Raw genomic sequence first — 16,864 nt, 5'->3', positions numbered from 1 at the left:
GCTATAATCTTGCGATTTTTTTTACAAAGGAATTTAAATGAATAAATTAGTTTTTTCAGCACTTAGTTTGGCTGTGGCTATGGGCCTAAATGCGACAGTTTTAGCGACTGCTAATGGCAAAAACATCACAGAAAACGATGTTATTCCATTTCTAGTAGCCCAAGGCATAGCTCCACAACAATTCGCTTCACTGCCAGCAAACACCAAAAAAGATATCTTAAACCGCGTTATCGCTAGAAAACTTGTCGTAGAACAAGCTAAAAAAGCAGGCGTTATGAACGACGAAGTTTATAAAAAAGAGTTAGAGTTCCAAAAAGACAATCTAGCTGTGCGCGTATGGCAATCAAAAGAGGCCAAAAAAATCAAAATCAGCGACAAAGAGGTTCAAGACTTTTACAACAAAAATAAAGCCAAATTTGTAAATCCAGAACTTGCCCAAGTTCGCCATATTTTGGTCAAAACAGACGCTGAGGCAAAGGCTGTGATTGATGAGCTAAAAGGTCTAAATGGTGGCGCGCTAATCACTAAATTTAGCGAAATCGCGAAAGCCAAATCAATCGAGCCAGCCGCAAAACAATCAGGTGGCGCATTACCAGCATTTCCAAAAGAGGGCGCTATGGTTAAACCTTTCGCAGACGCTGCATTTGCGCTAAAAAAAGGTGAAATTTCAAAAACTCCTGTTAAGACAGAATTTGGCTACCATGTAATCTTAAAAGAGGATCAAATCGCAAAACGCCAAGTCCCAGTTAGCGAAGTAAAACCTCTAATCGAAGGCTCAATCCGCCAAGAAAAAGCAGCCGCAAATTCAGAAAAATTGGCGCAAGATCTGCTTAAAAAAGCAAAAATCGAATACAAATAATCTTAAAAAAGGGGTGCAAAATGGGTGTTTTAGATGTAGTTAAAGCTGGTGTATTATTTGGCGATGATGTTAGCAAGCTCTACAAATACGCGCAGAGCGAGGGTTTTGCAATCCCTGCTGTAAATGTCGTAGGAAGCCACTCGGTAAATGCTGTATTAGAGAGCGCCAAAAAGGCAAACTCTCCTGTGATTATCCAATTTAGCAATGGCGGAGCGAGTTATTATGCGGGCAAAGAGTGCGAAAACGGTGCGATTATGGGCGCAGTCGCAGGTGCTTTGCAGGTGCATTTGCTAGCTAGGTATTATGGCGTGCCTGTAATTTTACACACTGACCACGCAGCGCGCAAACTGCTTCCTTGGATTGATGGATTATTAGAGGCAAGCGCAGGGTATAAAAAAGCGCACGGTGTGCCACTATTTAGCTCTCACATGCTAGATCTTAGCGAAGAGAGTTTGGAAGAAAATTTAACCACTTGCGAAAGCTATCTTAAAAAGATGAGCGAGCTAGGAATTAGCCTAGAAATCGAGCTTGGCGTAACAGGTGGCGAGGAAGATGGCGTGGATAATACAGGCGTGGATAACGCACTTTTATACACGCAACCAGAAGATGTCGCGCTTGCGTATGATAGACTTAAAAAAATCAGCGATAATTTCTCGATTGCAGCGAGCTTTGGCAATGTGCATGGCGTGTATAAACCGGGAAATGTCGTGCTTCGCCCTGAAATTTTGCGAAATTCGCAAAAATTCGTGCAAGAAAAATTTGGCTTAAATGACACCAAACCTGTAAATTTCGTATTCCACGGCGGAAGCGGTAGCGAGATCAAAGATATCAAAGACGCTGTAAGCTACGGCGTGGTTAAGATGAATATCGACACCGATACGCAGTGGGCGTTTTGGGACGGCGTGAGAGAGTATGAGCTCAAAAACAGAGCGTATTTACAAGGTCAAATCGGCAACCCAGAAGGCGAAGATAAACCAAACAAAAAATACTACGATCCACGCAAATGGCTAAGATGTGGCGAAGAAAGTATGGTAAAAAGATTGCTTGTCGCATTTGAAAATTTAAATTGTATAAACAAAAACTAAGGCAAATTTATGGAAAAAACAACAGAAATTTTAGATTTAACGCTTCCTGAAAATCCAGAGCGCTCACTACTTGGCGTTTATCTGAAAATCGTGTTTGTTCCTGTGGCGATTTTCGCCATATTTTTGCTAGGATTTTTGAAGGTAATCAACTTCAAAGTCGAGCTTCACTCGATCGTAATGATGGGCTTTTTGCTCATCATTGCGCTATTTTTGGCTAGGCATAATGCTGAATTTGGCTGTTTGAAATTTCAAAATAGTATCGAAAATTTCAAAATTCAGCTTAAAAACTACATCGTCGAAAATCTCCTTAGCATAGGCGCTAAAAAAAAGTCCGACGCTAAATTTGAAAATTTCGTAGATGAATACTCGCACTCGCTTCGCAATGACAACTACGCCTCTGTCGCGGTGGGTGTTTTCCCAATGCTGGGCATTTTGGGCACATTTATCAGCATTGCGATTTCTATGCCAAATTTCTCATCATCAAATATCGCAAATTTAGAGACCGAGATTGCTGGGCTTCTAGGTGGCGTTGGCACGGCGTTTTATGTGTCGATTTATGGTATTTTTCTGGCGCTTTGGTGGATTTATTTCGAAAAAAAGGGAATTAGCAAATTCGAAAGATTGCTTTTGAAATACAAAAACGCCACAAAAAACTTTTTTTGGAGCAAAGAGGAAATCACACAAAGTTACCTTAGCGAGATACTTGATCGCAATGCCGAGGTTTCGCGCTCCTTCATGGCTATGGCTTCAAATACCCTTAGCGATAGCCTAAATGTCGCAATCGATGAAAAAATGCAAACACTTCAAGGCATAATTGACGCCGAGCAGCGCGCCCTTGCGCTAACCACAAGCGAATTAGAGCGAGCCAACGAAATGATACTAAATGCCAACCTAACTCACGGCGAAATCAGCAAAAATTTCGATCAAATTTTATCGTCTTTAAAGGCCGTTACAAGCAATATGGTCGAGATCCAAAACGGCATTTCAGCAGGATATTTGAGCTTTTCAAAATCATCTGAGCAAAAGAGCGCAAATCTGCAAACCAGCGCAGACGCCCTAAATCAGGCAATCGTAAATTTTACCTTGCAGATTAAATCCCTAAACGAAAATATGCTAAGTGAGCAAATTAACGCTAGGGAGAGCTTTAAAGCAAGTTTTAAAGAGCTAAATGACGAAATCAAATCGCTTTTTGATTCTAGCTTAGGCAAAAACACAAGCTCAGAGGGTATCATCGACGAGCTACGCAAAACGCTTAAAAGCATAGACGAAAAAGAAAACCAAAATGAAGAGTAAAACCAGCGAAAAAGAGACCTTTTGGATAGCTTACGCTGATTTAATGGCAGGGCTTTTGTTTGTCTTTATTTTATTAATCGGCGGAATTATCGTCAAATACTATTTGGTGCAAGACGACCTCAAAGCCCAAACCAGCGAGCATGAAAAGACTATGGTCGCACTTCAATCCTCACAGAAAAAATCAGCCGAATTAGAGGCGTTAAATAAGATTTTTTCCGAACAGCTTGAAAAGCTAAATGTCGAAAACACCGACCTTCGCAAACAAAATTCGATCTATTTTATCCAAATCGAAGATTTAAGCGCCATGGCAGAAAAACTCAAAAAAGAGAATTTCGACATTAGCGAGCTTTTGAAAAACTCACGCACCGAGGCTACCGAAAAAGAGATAAAAATCGCGTTTTTGCTCGATCAACTAACCCAAAAAGAGAGCGATTTCAATAAAATTTTGCACGATTTAAATGTCACCAAAAACCGAATTCGCAACCTAACCGGTCAAAAGGTCAAACTAATCGCCGAACTTAAAGAACGCTTAGGTGGCAAAATCCGCATAGATAGCGAGAGCGGGGCGATGACGCTAAACTCGTCCGTGCTTTTTGACAAGGGTTCAAGCGAGCTTAAAGAGAGTAGCAAAGAGAGTTTCAAAACCGCGCTAGAAGGGTATTTTAGCGCACTTATGGATAATGATGAAATCAGAAATAGCCTAGATCAAATCATCATCGAGGGCCACACAGACAGCGACGGCGGGTATTTATACAACCTAGCCCTTTCGCAAGAGCGCGCGCTAGCGGTCATGAATTTCATAAACGAGTGGAACAAAGACGAGAGATTGCAAAAATACCTAATCGCAAGCGGTCGCAGTTATTCTCAGCCTGTGCTAACTGACGGCGTCGAGGACAAAGACGCAAGCCGTAGAATCGAAATCAAATTTACGCTTAGCAACAAAGAGGCTATGGAAGAAATCCGCAAATTTTTGGAATTTGACGCAAATGCGACAAGGTAGCTTTGGCGGGGCGCAATACTCGCGCGAGCTTACAGAGCGCGCCATAATCTCGCCTGAGTTTGAAGCTCATTTGCGCGAAGTAGAAAAGGCGCAAAAAACGGGCGAAATTTCGCTACAACCCCCACAAATCCAAAAGATAAAAATCGAAAATTTTAGCTTTGCAATTTTGCGTGATGATTTGATTGGGATTTTTAACGGCAATAAAGCAAGGAAGCTTCAATCCCTGCTCGGTGTCGATTTACGGGGCATTTCAAAGATTGTAAGCTTTGGTAGCTCGCAATCAAACGCTATGTATAACGAGAGCGTTTTTGCCCGCATAAAGGGCCTTAAATTTCAGTTTGTTATCTCGCATTTAAGCGAAAATTTAAGCGCGCGCCCGTGCGGGAATTTCGCCGCCGCACTAGAAAATGGCATGGAGATTTTCGTGGCGCAAAATCGCCGTGAATTCGCACTTAGCCTTTGCGATGAGAGCACGATTTTTATCGAAGAGGGGGTTGCGCAGGGCGAGGCTGAGGCTGGATTTATCGCGCAGGCTAAATTTATCGAGGAGTATGCGCGCGAAAATGGGCGAGAATTTGACATTTTTTTGCCAAGTGGCACTGGCACGAGCGCGGCGTATCTAGCCAAACACAGCCGTTTTCGCGTCTTTACCACGCCTTGCGTGGGTGATTGCTCGTATCTGAGAGAGCAAATACTCGCCCTAGATCCGCGCTCGGGCGTGCAAATTTTGCCCCCGCCACGCAAATTTCACTTTGGCAAACCTTACACCGAACTTTATGAAATTTGGCAAAAAGCCCGTGCGCAAACCGGCATAGAATTTGACCTCATTTATGACCCCGTGGGACTTCTCACACTTTTAGCTAACCGCGAAAAATTCACAAACGAAGTCCTATATATCCACCAAGGCGGAATTCTCGGCAATATCTCGCAACTGCAACGATACAAATATAAATTTAAAAATTTGTAAATCGCCTTTAAAAGCCTTTTTATAAATGTTTGGCTAAAATTTGCGAATTCATAAATTTAAACAAGGACAAAAAATGCCAAGCATAGAAGAAAAAGTCGAAGATACCATAAAACAACAGCTAAAAAAATTAAAGCTAGATTATTACACAAAAACCGAAACAATCAACAAAGGCATTGATGAAGCCTTAAATAAAGCCCCAAGCAAAAGTGGCGGAAAAGGTAAAAATTTCCCAGACATTAAGCTTTTTATTGAAACAAAAAAATTAAAAAAGCTTCCTGTTATGATTGAAGTAAAAGGAAGCAAAGGCGATTTAGCCAAATTTAACACTAACGGCGAAATTGATAATCTCACAAAAGATAAAAAACCAAACTATGCAAATATCCAAAAATACGCCCTAAACGGAGCTATTCACTATGCCGATGCCGTTACATTTTATTCTGATTTTAGTGAGTGTTTGGCTATCGGTATAAACGGATATGACACACCTACAAAAGATACAAAAATCGAATACGCCGTATATTTTGTATCAAATCCGCAAATTTATCAAAAATTAGGCGATTTTAGCGACCTAAGTTTTCTAAAAAGCGAAAATTTAGATGAAATCATCGAAAATTGTCAATTAAGTGCAGATGAAATCGAAGCAAAATCAAAAGAGATTGAAAACGCTATCGAAGTTAAACTAAAAAATTTAAACGAAACTATTCACCACACTTACGGCGTTGCCGTGCAACACAGAGTTGAAATCGTTGTTGGTATGATTATGGCAGCTCTTGGCATACCAAATGCCGTAAAAGCACTAAATTTAAGCGAATTGACAAGCGAAAATACACAAAATTCAAATGACGGCAGAAAAATTTTATCAAAAGTTGCAGATTTTTTAGAACATAAAAATTTATCAAAACCAAAACAAGATATGATTTTAAATGAGCTTGAAAAGGTCTTTATCCACACAAATTTATGGAAATCCGAAAACGGCGAAAGTAAGCTAAAAAATATATACGAAATCGTCCTTGACAATGTAATGCCGTATCTTAAAAACAATCGCTACCATTTAGATTTTACAGGACAACTTTTCAATGTCTTAAATCGTTATGTCGATGTGCCAGACGGCGAGAAAAACGATGTCGTGCTAACTCCACGCTATGTAACCGAGCTTATGGCAAGGCTTTGTGAAGTAAATAAAGACAGCTTTGTTTGGGACTTGGCACTTGGAAGTGGCGGATTTTTGATTTCTGCGATGAAGCTTATGCTAGAAGACGCAAAAAATAGTATAAATTCAGACACAGAGCTTGAAGATAAACTTTTTCATATCAAATCTCGCCAACTCTTAGGTGTCGAGCTTCGCCCTGATATTTGCCTACTTGCTATTTTAAATATGATTTTAATGGGCGATGGAAGCTCAAATATCATAAACGGGGACAGCCTTAGCAAATTTGACGGCAACTATCAAGACAAAAACGAGCCGTTTCCTGCAAATGTATTTTTGCTAAATCCGCCATATTCAGCTGAGGGCAAAGGTTTTGTCTTTGTCGAAAAAGCCCTTAAAAAGATGAAAAACGGCAAAGCCGCCGTCCTAATCCAAGAAAACGCAGGAGCAGGTCAAGGCTTACCATACACGGCTGAAATTTTAAAACACTCAACGCTTCTTGCAAGTATAAAAATGAGCGATATTTTCTGTGGCAAAGCAGGAGTTCAAACTGCCGTTTATGTATTTAGCGTAGGCACTCCACACGATGAGACGAAATTAGTCAAATTTATCGATTTTTCAAATGACGGATATACTAGACAAAATCGCAAAAAGAGCGGTATGGATGTAAATTTGCGTGATACAGATAATGCAAAAGAGCGTTATAAAGAAATCATCGACATTGTCCTAAATCGCAAGAAATCTACAAACTATTTTGATGATTGCGTTATCGAAGATACCATTAGCCTTGACGGCAAAGACTGGACTTACGCCCAACACAAAAAAATCGACACAATGCCAAATTTAGGCGATTTTAAAAAGACCGTGAGCGATTATCTAGCTTGGGAAGTAAGCCAAATTCTTTCAAAGGAAACTCCCCGTAGCATAAATTTTTCAAATTTACAAAGATTAGAAAATGAATTTAAAGCTAACGGCGGGGAATTTAGGGAATTTAAGCTTAATGAATTATTTGAAAGCTCAAACGGAGATTTTGATATTCAAAAAACTCATATTAACGGCAAAGGTCATTATGTCGTAAGCTCGGGCGAACAAAATTTAGGAATTATTGGAAAAACCGATATAAAAGCTAAAATTTTTGACGCAAACACAATTACTATTGATATGTTTGGAAATGCTTATTTTCGCCCTTATGAATACAAAATGGTAACTCACGCAAGAGTTTTTTCTTTGAAATTTACAAAAGGAAATTTAAATCCAAAACTCGGATTATATTTTGTTTCAAAGCTATTTTTCTTGCCACAAATTTATTCGTATTCAGATATGGCAAGTTGGAATAAAATTCAAAATTTAGAGATAAATTTGCCATTTATAAACGGCGAGATTGCTTTTGATTTTATGGAAAAATTTATAGCGGAGCTGGAAGCGGAGCGTGTTGCGGAGCTGGAAGCGTATCTCGCCGCGACCGGTTTAAAAGACTACAAACTCACCACCACCGAACAAACTACACTTGACATTTTCGCCGAGTATCAGAGAGAGAGAGAGAGTAAATTCCGACTTGTCGCTTAAATTCGCCGAATTTAAAATCGGTGAATTGTTTGAGAAATTAGAGTTAAAATTCTTAAAAAGCAAATTTGAAAAAGAAAAAGATATTTCTAAAACACAAACGCAAGAATTTAATTTGCCGTTAGTTAATGCAAAAGACGGAAATAATGGCATTATGTATTTTGGTAGAGAACAAGATTTTCAATCAGCAGAAATGACACTTGATATAGTAAATGACGGAGCAGTATCAACAGGTAATGTATATGCTCAACCGCAAAAAACTGGTGTTTTATATAACGCTTATTTAATAAAACCAAATTTTGCTTATGTAACAAAAGAAAATTTATTGTATTTTGCTAAATCAATAGAAAAATCAATAAAACATAAGTTTTCGTATGAAAATAAAGCAAGTTGGAATAAAGTAAAATTTGAAAAAATCAAACTCCCTATAAACGAAAACGGCGAATTAAATTTTGATTTTATGGAAAATTTTATAAAAGCAATTCAAAAATTAGTCATAAAAGATGTCGTTTTGTGGGCTGATAAAAAAATCAACGCCACGAAGCAAGTCATCGCAAAACACTAAATTTACAAATTTGTTTAATCTGTCATTGCGAGAAACGGCGCAAGCCATTTCGTGGCAATCTACGACTTTAAAATTTAAGGTCAGCGTTTTTGCAAATTTACCGCAAGGAATTTTAAACTCGTAGATTGCTTCGCTTTCTGCGAAAGCTCGCAATGACAAATCGGGGCAGTATTTAAAAACTTGCGGTAGCGAAAATTTCGCAATGACATTAAATTCCCAAATTTATTAAATTCAAAACCAAATTATGCTATAAACTTCAAATTTTTACAATCAAAATTTTAGGATTAAATATGAAAATTTTAAAAAGCACAGATAGCAATTTCGCGCAAGAATTCGAGGCTCTGGTAAATCGTGGCAATATGGATATGCAAAAGGTAATGCCGATCGTAAGCGGTATCATCGATGATATCAAGGCGCGTGGCGATGAGGCGCTAAACGAGCAAATAGCCAAATTTGACAAATGGGAAGTTAAGGGAAATTTGGCGATTTCGCAAGATGAGATGAAAAAGGCTTTTGACGAGCTAAGCGACGAGCTAAAAATCGCTCTTAAAGTGGCGTATGATCGCATTTATGCCTATCACGAAAAGCAACTCGAAAAAAGCTGGATTGACTTCGGCACGCACGGCGAAATTTTGGGCCAAAAAATCACGCCCGTAGATCGCGCGGGGCTGTATATCCCAGGTGGCAAGGCTGCCTATCCTAGCTCGCTTTTGATGAACGCAGTGCCTGCAATCGTCGCGGGTGTCGCTGATATCACAGTCTGCACCCCTGCTGTGGGCGGAGTGGTAAATTCGCTTCTTCTAGCTGCTATGCATGTGCTAGGAATCAAAAAAGCCTACAAAGTAGGCGGTGCGAGCGCAGTCGCAGCCATGGCGTATGGCACAGAAACGATAGAAAAGGTCGATGTCATCACGGGTCCTGGAAATATCTTTGTCGCCACAGCTAAAAAGCTCGTTTTTGGCGATGTAAATATCGATATGATCGCAGGTCCTAGCGAAGTGGGCGTGCTAGCAGATGCTAGTGCGAGTGCATATCACACGGCTGTGGATTTGCTAAGCCAAGCCGAGCACGACGAGATCGCAAGCAGTATTTTGGTAAGTGCAGATGAGAAATTTGCCCTTGCCGTAAAAGATGAAATTTATAAAATTTTGCCTACATTAGAGCGCGAGAGTATCGCTAGAAAGAGCATTGATGACAAGGGTGCGATTATTATCGCGCGAGATTTCGACGAGGCGATAGATTTGATGAACGACCTAGCCGTCGAACACCTAGAAATCGCCATGGACAACGCCTACGATTACCTTGCGCGCATTAAGCACGCAGGGGCGATTTTCTTGGGGCATTACACGCCTGAGGCTATGGGGGATTATTTGGCGGGGCCAAACCACACGCTTCCGACTGGTGGCAGTGCTAGATTTTTCTCACCGCTTGGGGTTTATCACTTTATCAAACGAAGCTCGATAATCGCGCTAAACAAGGGCGCAATCGACGCTCTGGGCGAAGCGTGCATGGCGCTAGCGCAGGCTGAGGGGCTCACAGCACACAAAAAATCGGTTGAAATTCGCTATAAAAATAATGATTAAAAAAATTTTCAAATTTTTTCTTTGGGTTTTTGGTATTGTTGGTTTTTTGCTTTTTGTTTTTGGCGTTGCTATTATTATTTTTTTTAATGCTTTAATTTTATTTACGCCGCCAGCTGGGTGCGATCCACGCGAGCCCAGCGACGCTTGCGATTATATAAACACAAATTACGAAAGCCAGTTTGAAAACACCCAAGCAAACCCCTTTCCTGCGGATTTAACCCCAAAGCCTATATTTTGGGAAAATGCGATTAAGGGGGCATTTCCTGATGCCATTAGCGTGCCTTATATTTACTTGCGAGATAAGCATGGCGTGTGGCTTCGCTACAACGACCGCTTGTCGTTTGATTATCTTTTGGGCGAAGATATGCCGGGGAAGCACTATTTATACATAGAAGATGATTTTTCGCCAAGCGAGGAAGTGCGAAAAAAGGAGAAATTTTTCAGGCACAAATCGTGGAATATCACCCTCAAAGAGGGCGCAAACGAAATTTACAAGCAAACTGCGCATAAAATCACTAGACAATACATCGGCTCGTTTGATTTGCACTCAAACCCGGGCAGGACGGTGTGGTTTCCTAGCAGTGCCGAGCAAAATTTCGAGGCGATTTCAAGATTGCAAATCCCGCTTGAAGCTTACGATTTCCCGCCTAAACTAAATAGAAATACCGAAATCACGCCCCAAAAATACGGCAAATTTCGCGGTGATAGCGAGGTTTTGCCAGTAGATGAAAATGTCTATGAGATTAAAACCCACGAAGGGATGCAAAAAATCCGCACCTCAAATATGAGCAAATGGTCAGTAGAATACAAAAAACAAAAGGCGATTTGTGGGGATAAATTTTGCCTATTTCTCTTCACTGATACGGATAAAAAGCGTAAATATTGCGAAAATATAGGCAATGAAACAGCGATAGTTTTTTTAAATTTAGAGCGCAAATTCACATCTAGTTCATATAGCAATAGCCCGTTATATAATACCCATGGCTATCATTTTGGGCTAAAAGAGGGCTACGAAATCGAGGATATAGCCTCATTTGAGATGATACCGAGCGAGTTTGCGGAGTTTGAGAAAAAGCAACAACCCGATAAAATGACCTACAAAAATGTCCCAACTGGCAAAAAATTTATCGAATATGAGCTTAAAATTTACGCCAAAGACGGCGCACTCATAAATCAGTATTGCGACTACTACTATATGCACGAAAAAATAAGGGAGTTATAGTGAAAATAGGGCAAATGGGCGAAATTTTTTATATTTTGCTTCTTTGTGTTTGCTTTACTAGCGCAAATGAGCAGAATTTTACGCAGAATTTATCACAAAATTTTACGCAAAATTTAAGCGAGAGTGTTTTTGTGGATACTGCGCCCGATACTGCTTCTGATACTGCGCCGAATTTGGACGCAAATTCTAGTAATGGTGTTTTTGCAGATACTGCGCCAAATTTTGAAATTTTCCACGACGAAAACGCTACAAACGAGCAAATTTCTAGCGCACTAGACGCACTTTTGGATTTTGCGCGCGCAAATGCTGAGCGCATAAATGAGGAATTTGGCGAGTATGGCGAGCGGATTTTCACGCATTTTATCTATAATTCCAAAATTTCGCGCACAGGCAAATTTGACTTCGACAAAATCTCTGAAATTTTAAAATTCAGCCCGAATTTGAATTATAACGAGGGTGAATTTGACAATCCATTAAATATCGTAAATTCCTATGGTTGCGATATCGGCGCAGGTTTGGAAAATGACGAAAATTCCACTAAATTTGATAGCGAGGAGCTGTTTGCGCTAATAGATTTGCTGGTAAGTAGTGGCGCCAAACCTAGCGAAAATGACGCAAAAATGGCTAGTGCGTGCGATAATTTCGACGCGTTTGCATATTTTTTGGCTAACGGCGCACCGCTAGGAAATGGCGTGGTCGCTGATATAACTTCGAGCGAGGCGGAGTTTATCAAGGACCAAAATATCACGCTTGATTATCTTTTAAAAACCCCGCCAAGCGATCTTAGGCGCATTGCGCAGAGTTACGATTTTTCGAAATTTCACGCCGATAAAATGCGGTTTTTCGAGGAAAGTTTAAAGTATAAAGGGATAAATGAGCTCGATAAAAAGGAGCTTGAAGGCTTTATTAAATTTTCTGCGCTTATGGATAATTCGCTTGCGGTGCAGTTTTTGTTGGAGCACGGCATTTGCGAGAAAGACCGCCAAATGTGCGCTTATATGAAGGCGCAGGCGAAGTATTTCGAGGCTGAGAAAATCTCGGATATGCTTAGCTTGGAGCTGAAACATAAATTTTGAAATTCTGTGAAATTCGAAATTCTTTAAATTTTGAAATTTTACGCTGGCGCAACTTTGAAATACTGCACCGAAAATAAAATTCGTCATTGCGAGCGAGTGTAACGAGCGTGGCAATCTATGAGCCAAAATAACCAAACGCTATAATCCGTGTCATTGCGAGACCACGCAGTGGTCGAAGCAATCCAGTAAAATTTAGAGAGAATTTTAAAATTTATGAATTTCGATAAATTTATCTGTGAATTGAAATTTATCTGAATTTCCCTGGATTGCTTCGCTACGCTCGCAATGACAGCGAATTTGTATTTTGGTAATTTAAGCTTTGGCGATTGCTTCGCTTTCTACGAAAGCTCGCAATGACAAATCAGAGATTAGAGGATTCCCATAGATTGCTTCGCTTTCTGCGAAAGCTCGCAATGACAAAATCGGGCAGTATTTAGGAACTTGCGGTAGCGAAAGCTCATGACAAAAATAATGCTTCTTGTAATGACAAAGAATTTTCGGGCATAAAAAAAGCGCCGAAGAATTCGGCGCCGAAGTAGAAATAATAGTAAAATAACGATTATTTATCGTGAGCAATTCTCTCTCTCATAGAGCAAGCTTTTTGGTGTCCTTGATCGCAAGCCATTTGTAATGATAGCATTGCACGATCGTGATTATGCCATTTGCCATCTAAAACTGAGTGGAAGATACCATCGCGGTAGCAAGCCTCAGCATGTTTATGAACATTGCAAGTGCTATCATAATATGTATGAGCTTTGTCATAGTCTTTTGGCAAGCCATCTTCGCCACGGAAATATTTCATACCAAGCTCAGTACAAGCTTGATAATCTCCTGCTTGGCATTTTGCGTCCATTTCCTCTGCTATACCAGCGAATGCGCAACTCGCAAAACCAAATAGTGCTAAGAAAACTAGTTTTTTCATAACTTTCTCCTTGTAAAAATAATATGTGTTTCCTTTGGAACGCGTGATTATACACTAAAATAGTTATAATAGAGTTAAATTTTAATTAAATTTTGTGTAAATTCGATAATTTGCGCCGAATTTTATCGGCGCAGTGGTAAAAACAGAGTAAAAATAGTGATTAATTATCGTCTTTGATTCTCTCTGCCATTTTGCAAGCTTTTTCATGGCCTTGATCACAAGCCATTTTCAAAGATTGCATTGCGCGATCGTGGTTGTGCTCTGCACCAACGCCTACTGAGTGGAAGATACCGTCGCGGTAGCAAGCCTCAGCGTAATTGTGTTTATTACAAGTATCATCATAATAACTATGGGCTTTTTCGTGATCTTGTGGCAAGCCGTCTTGACCGCGGTAGTATTTCATACCAAGCTCAGTGCAAACTTGATAATCTCCTGCTTGACATTTTGCGTCCATTTCCTCAGCTATACCAGCGAATGCACAACTCGCAACACCAAACAATGTTAAGAAAACTAATTTTTTCATAACTTTGCTCCTTTTAAATAAAAATATTCGTTTCCTTTAAAACGGGGCGTATTATACTCCAAAATTTTGCTAACGAAGCTAAATTTTACTTAAATTTTTAGTAAATTCGACAAATTTTATTAATTTACTAGGTTTTACGCGTCTAGTAAGTAGTAGGATATTTGCTCGTCCTTTAACATACGGATAAGATTTGTAGTCCCGCTTACACCTGTTGGATAACCTGCCGTCATGATATATGTTCCGTCAAGCTTGATCGCGCCACAATCCACGCCGCTTTTGATAGCCTTTGCCATAAGCGTGTGAAGCTTGGCTTCTTCTGCTATAACTAGGCTTTGGCCTATACCCCAACAAAGCGTGAGATAGCGCGCTGTGTTTATATCGTGAGTAACGGCTAGGATATCGATATTTGGGCGATATCTCGCCATTTGCACGGCTAGTTTGCCAGAGGAGGTTAGGGCGATGATTTTATCCGCGTTTAGCTGACCTGCTAGCCTAACGGCAGATTCTGCCATGATATCGGTGCTATCGTGGTTTTCGTGCTTGAAGCGGTTGTAAGCGTAGATCTCTTGCGCTTCTAGTATCGTATGCGACATAGCGCGCACGACAGCGACTGGATTTATGCCTACTGCGCTCTCTTCGCTTAGCATTACAGCGTCTGTGCCGTCAAGCACGGCGTTGGCGACATCGCTGATTTCGGCTCTGGTGGCTGTTTCGTTGCGCGTCATACTAAGAAGCATTTGAGTGGCTGTGATGACTGGTTTGGCGGCTTCGTTTGCCTTTTTTATAATCAATTTTTGGATTGAAGGTACCTTGTAAAACGGCACCTCGATACCCAAATCGCCCCTAGCAACCATGATTCCGTCGCTCTCGTCGATAATGCTATCTATGTTTTCCACAGCGTCAAATTTTTCGATTTTTGCCAAAACATGGGCGTGTGAGCCTGAGGCGCGCAAAATTTTCTTTGCTTTGATTATGTCGTTTGCGCTTTGCACAAAGCTGATTGCCACAAAATCCACGCCAAGAGTGGCGCCAAATTCCATATCGGCTCTATCTTTTGGCGTGATGACATCTATGCCAAGAACGGTATTTGGGAAATTTACACCCTTTTTCGAGCTTAGAGTGCCGTCGTTTTCGATGACGGTTTGGACGACATCGTTTCCGCTGTGAGCGACCCTAGCACGGATTATGCCGTCATAGAGATAGACATATTCGCCAGCTTTTAGCATAGGCAAAATTTGGGGTTGATTAATGCTAAGAGCGTAGTGGTGTGGGGCGATTTGGGTGCCGATTTGATCTTTGGCATAGATATCGAGGCGATCGCCGGCTTTTAGCTCGAAAGGCGTATCAAGCTCGCCAATGCGGATTTTTGGGCCGCAGATGTCTTGCAAAATCCCGATATGAAATCCGACCTTTTTCTCCACGCTGCGGATTTTTGCGACATTTTGAGCGTGGTATTCGTGCGAGTTGTGCGAAAAATTTAGTCTAAAAACATTGACCCCAGCCCTAACCATGGCTTCCATTATCTCTTCGTTATCGCTAGCTGGGCCAAGCGTGGCTATGATTTTTGCTTTTTTCATTAAATTTTCCTTTGTGTTAAAATTTGAAATTTAAAAGTAAAATTTATGCAGAAAAATTCTGCATAAATTTGATTATTTTACAAGTTCGTTTTCGAATTTTTCAGCGTCGAATTTTTTGCCCAAAAACGAGCAGATTGAGATAGCGTCGCGCTCTGCGTTGCCAAAACAGCTTGTCGCACCCGGGCTTGGAGTCATATTGAAAATCACGCCGTTATTATCGTCGATTCTAGCCTCGCCTAGAAGCAATTCAAGCTTGTCTTGGTCGATGATTTGAGCCCTTACACCTCCGAAACCTTTGGCATAGTAAATATCTTCTTCTCTAATGCTAGGTATGATTTTTTTGGCGTTTTTGATAAAGAGTTTTTTGCCCAAAACCGGCACTTCAAAAGCGATATTGCGCATTAAGAAATTTCGCACATCGCTATCGCCGAAATTATTCCAAAATACCTTTGCGACCTTTGGCGTAAAATTTAGGGATTGGAAAAACTCAGGCACCGAGCGACAGCCTTTGTAACGCTCTAATTTTGGCATAGTTAGCGCAGTAGGGCCAAATCTCGTGCAACCATCAGCTAGCAGGTCAGGGTCTCCGTGAAGTGCGGCAAATGGGAGTTTTGGGTTTTGTACCATATAGACTTTACCGTTTAATAGCTTTTGTTTAGTCAAATAAAAGCTTCCAGCGATACAAATCGCGCTAAGGCTCTTGCCATAGCCCATTTTGTGTGCTAGCCATAGTGAGTGCGCGCCCGCATCGACTACGACGAAATCAGCGCTGACTGAAATTTTGTTTGCAGTGCGGATATAAAATTTATCGCCTACCTTTGTGATATTTTGAACCTCAGAATTTAGGTATAAATCGCAAATTTTGCCCTTTGTTTTTTGCGCATTTTCGACTAGGGTATTTGTCATGGCACCAAAATCAATCGTGGTATATGCGCCAGTTTGCACGCCAAGACCTGCGACATCTTCGGGGCGAGGGTTGCCATTGCTATCGAAAATGACCTTTGGCTCGATCTGTTTTAACTTGTCTTTGTCATAAAATTCCAAATACGGATAAAGCTCTTTGAAAACCTCATAGCGATCTTTGATAAAAGCGACCTCACTATCGCCCACGCCGATTGCCATTTTTTGCCCTTCAAAGATAAATTTACCGATATAATCGTGCTTTTTGCAGTATTTCGCAATCATATCGGCTGCGCGTTTGACCTTTTTGGCTTTGTCGATTGTGTAGTTTGTCTCGATATCGCCACAATGGATCGTTTGCGAATTTGCCGTGCCCTTTGTATTTAGCGTGGCTAAACCTTCGTATTTTTCGATGATTGCGATGGATTTTATATCAGTGTATTGCGCCAAAGTGTATGCTAGCGCACCGCCAGAAATACCGCCGCCGACGATGACGACTTCGTAGTGTTTTTCTTGCATTTTCACCCCTTAAAAGTATGCGATATTTTGCAAAAATTTTACTTAAAAAAGTGTTAAATTTCG

General features: G+C 40.7%; 14 protein-coding genes. 10 read left to right on the top strand and 4 right to left on the bottom strand.

The features are described from left to right. The first annotated feature begins 37 nt into the window (after positions 1-37). The 10 genes from OFO07_RS02050 to OFO07_RS02005 all read left to right on the top strand — a co-directional run bounded on the left by OFO07_RS02050 (position 38) and on the right by OFO07_RS02005 (position 12,360). The gene (locus tag OFO07_RS02050) at positions 38-859 is read left to right on the top strand and encodes a peptidylprolyl isomerase (protein ID WP_270858917.1); all 822 of its coding nucleotides are present in this window, start codon (positions 38-40) and stop codon (positions 857-859) included. A 20-nt stretch (positions 860-879) separates the two neighbouring features. Continuing rightward, positions 880-1,944 (top strand): class II fructose-bisphosphate aldolase, encoded by a 1,065-nt coding sequence (gene fbaA / locus OFO07_RS02045; RefSeq protein ID WP_270870762.1) that lies wholly within the window; start codon positions 880-882, stop codon positions 1,942-1,944. A 9-nt stretch (positions 1,945-1,953) separates the two neighbouring features. Further along, complete coding sequence (locus OFO07_RS02040) at positions 1,954-3,237, top strand: MotA/TolQ/ExbB proton channel family protein (RefSeq protein WP_270870761.1); 1,284 nt, start codon at positions 1,954-1,956, stop codon at positions 3,235-3,237. Further along, positions 3,227-4,237: an OmpA family protein gene (locus OFO07_RS02035; RefSeq protein WP_270870760.1), complete on the top strand. Its 1,011-nt coding sequence runs from the start codon at positions 3,227-3,229 to the stop codon at positions 4,235-4,237. The genes OFO07_RS02040 and OFO07_RS02035 overlap by 11 nt, the downstream gene beginning before the upstream one ends. Beyond that, positions 4,224-5,204, top strand: a complete 981-nt coding sequence (locus OFO07_RS02030; protein ID WP_270870759.1) for a 1-aminocyclopropane-1-carboxylate deaminase — start codon at positions 4,224-4,226, stop codon at positions 5,202-5,204. Before OFO07_RS02035 ends, OFO07_RS02030 begins: the two co-directional genes overlap by 14 nt. Before the next feature lie 73 nt (positions 5,205-5,277). Beyond that, complete coding sequence (locus tag OFO07_RS02025; RefSeq protein ID WP_270870758.1) at positions 5,278-7,917, top strand: N-6 DNA methylase; 2,640 nt, start codon at positions 5,278-5,280, stop codon at positions 7,915-7,917. Continuing rightward, positions 7,859-8,479, top strand: a complete 621-nt coding sequence (locus OFO07_RS02020; RefSeq protein WP_333720482.1) for a restriction endonuclease subunit S — start codon at positions 7,859-7,861, stop codon at positions 8,477-8,479. The genes OFO07_RS02025 and OFO07_RS02020 overlap by 59 nt, the downstream gene beginning before the upstream one ends. A 290-nt stretch (positions 8,480-8,769) precedes the next feature. Further along, the gene (gene hisD, locus OFO07_RS02015) at positions 8,770-10,062 is read left to right on the top strand and encodes a histidinol dehydrogenase (RefSeq protein WP_270861737.1); all 1,293 of its coding nucleotides are present in this window, start codon (positions 8,770-8,772) and stop codon (positions 10,060-10,062) included. Continuing rightward, the gene (locus OFO07_RS02010; protein WP_270870756.1) at positions 10,055-11,284 is read left to right on the top strand and encodes a hypothetical protein; all 1,230 of its coding nucleotides are present in this window, start codon (positions 10,055-10,057) and stop codon (positions 11,282-11,284) included. Before hisD ends, OFO07_RS02010 begins: the two co-directional genes overlap by 8 nt. Beyond that, positions 11,284-12,360: a hypothetical protein gene (locus tag OFO07_RS02005; RefSeq protein WP_270870755.1), complete on the top strand. Its 1,077-nt coding sequence runs from the start codon at positions 11,284-11,286 to the stop codon at positions 12,358-12,360. Before OFO07_RS02010 ends, OFO07_RS02005 begins: the two co-directional genes overlap by 1 nt. Before the next feature lie 559 nt (positions 12,361-12,919). Here the strand turns inward: OFO07_RS02005 and OFO07_RS02000 are convergent. The 4 genes from OFO07_RS02000 to OFO07_RS01985 all read right to left on the bottom strand — a co-directional run bounded on the left by OFO07_RS02000 (position 12,920) and on the right by OFO07_RS01985 (position 16,801). Further along, a complete protein-coding gene (locus OFO07_RS02000; protein ID WP_270870754.1) occupies positions 12,920-13,282 on the bottom strand; it encodes a hypothetical protein in 363 nt (120 codons plus the stop codon). 160 nt (positions 13,283-13,442) lie between these two features. After that, positions 13,443-13,805, bottom strand: coding sequence for a tetratricopeptide repeat protein (locus OFO07_RS01995; protein ID WP_270870753.1), 363 nt, complete (start codon positions 13,803-13,805; stop codon positions 13,443-13,445). A gap of 134 nt (positions 13,806-13,939) precedes the next feature. Next, a complete protein-coding gene (pyk, locus tag OFO07_RS01990; protein ID WP_270870752.1) occupies positions 13,940-15,382 on the bottom strand; it encodes a pyruvate kinase in 1,443 nt (480 codons plus the stop codon). A 72-nt stretch (positions 15,383-15,454) separates the two neighbouring features. Then, positions 15,455-16,801, bottom strand: coding sequence for an FAD-dependent oxidoreductase (locus OFO07_RS01985; RefSeq protein ID WP_270868196.1), 1,347 nt, complete (start codon positions 16,799-16,801; stop codon positions 15,455-15,457). Between the last annotated feature and the right edge of the window lie 63 nt (positions 16,802-16,864).

The organism is Campylobacter sp. JMF_06 NA1, assembly GCF_027737785.1.
Classification (GTDB): domain Bacteria; phylum Campylobacterota; class Campylobacteria; order Campylobacterales; family Campylobacteraceae; genus Campylobacter_B.
This window is presented reverse-complemented; position numbering and strand designations above follow the sequence as displayed.

Bases quoted from the DNA above. Each gene is read 5' to 3' on its own strand.
- OFO07_RS02050 (WP_270858917.1), top strand. From the start codon at position 38: ATGAATAAATTAGTTTTTTCAGCACTTAGTTTGGCTGTGGCTATGGGC.
- OFO07_RS01995 (WP_270870753.1), bottom strand. From the start codon at position 13,805: ATGAAAAAATTAGTTTTCTTAACATTGTTTGGTGTTGCGAGTTGTGCA.
- fbaA (WP_270870762.1), top strand. From the start codon at position 880: ATGGGTGTTTTAGATGTAGTTAAAGCTGGTGTATTATTTGGCGATGAT.
- hisD (WP_270861737.1), top strand. From the start codon at position 8,770: ATGAAAATTTTAAAAAGCACAGATAGCAATTTCGCGCAAGAATTCGAG.
- OFO07_RS02010 (WP_270870756.1), top strand. From the start codon at position 10,055: ATGATTAAAAAAATTTTCAAATTTTTTCTTTGGGTTTTTGGTATTGTT.
- OFO07_RS02035 (WP_270870760.1), top strand. From the start codon at position 3,227: ATGAAGAGTAAAACCAGCGAAAAAGAGACCTTTTGGATAGCTTACGCT.
- OFO07_RS02030 (WP_270870759.1), top strand. From the start codon at position 4,224: ATGCGACAAGGTAGCTTTGGCGGGGCGCAATACTCGCGCGAGCTTACA.
- OFO07_RS01985 (WP_270868196.1), bottom strand. From the start codon at position 16,801: ATGCAAGAAAAACACTACGAAGTCGTCATCGTCGGCGGCGGTATTTCT.
- OFO07_RS02000 (WP_270870754.1), bottom strand. From the start codon at position 13,282: ATGAAAAAACTAGTTTTCTTAGCACTATTTGGTTTTGCGAGTTGCGCA.
- OFO07_RS02040 (WP_270870761.1), top strand. From the start codon at position 1,954: ATGGAAAAAACAACAGAAATTTTAGATTTAACGCTTCCTGAAAATCCA.
- OFO07_RS02025 (WP_270870758.1), top strand. From the start codon at position 5,278: ATGCCAAGCATAGAAGAAAAAGTCGAAGATACCATAAAACAACAGCTA.
- pyk (WP_270870752.1), bottom strand. From the start codon at position 15,382: ATGAAAAAAGCAAAAATCATAGCCACGCTTGGCCCAGCTAGCGATAAC.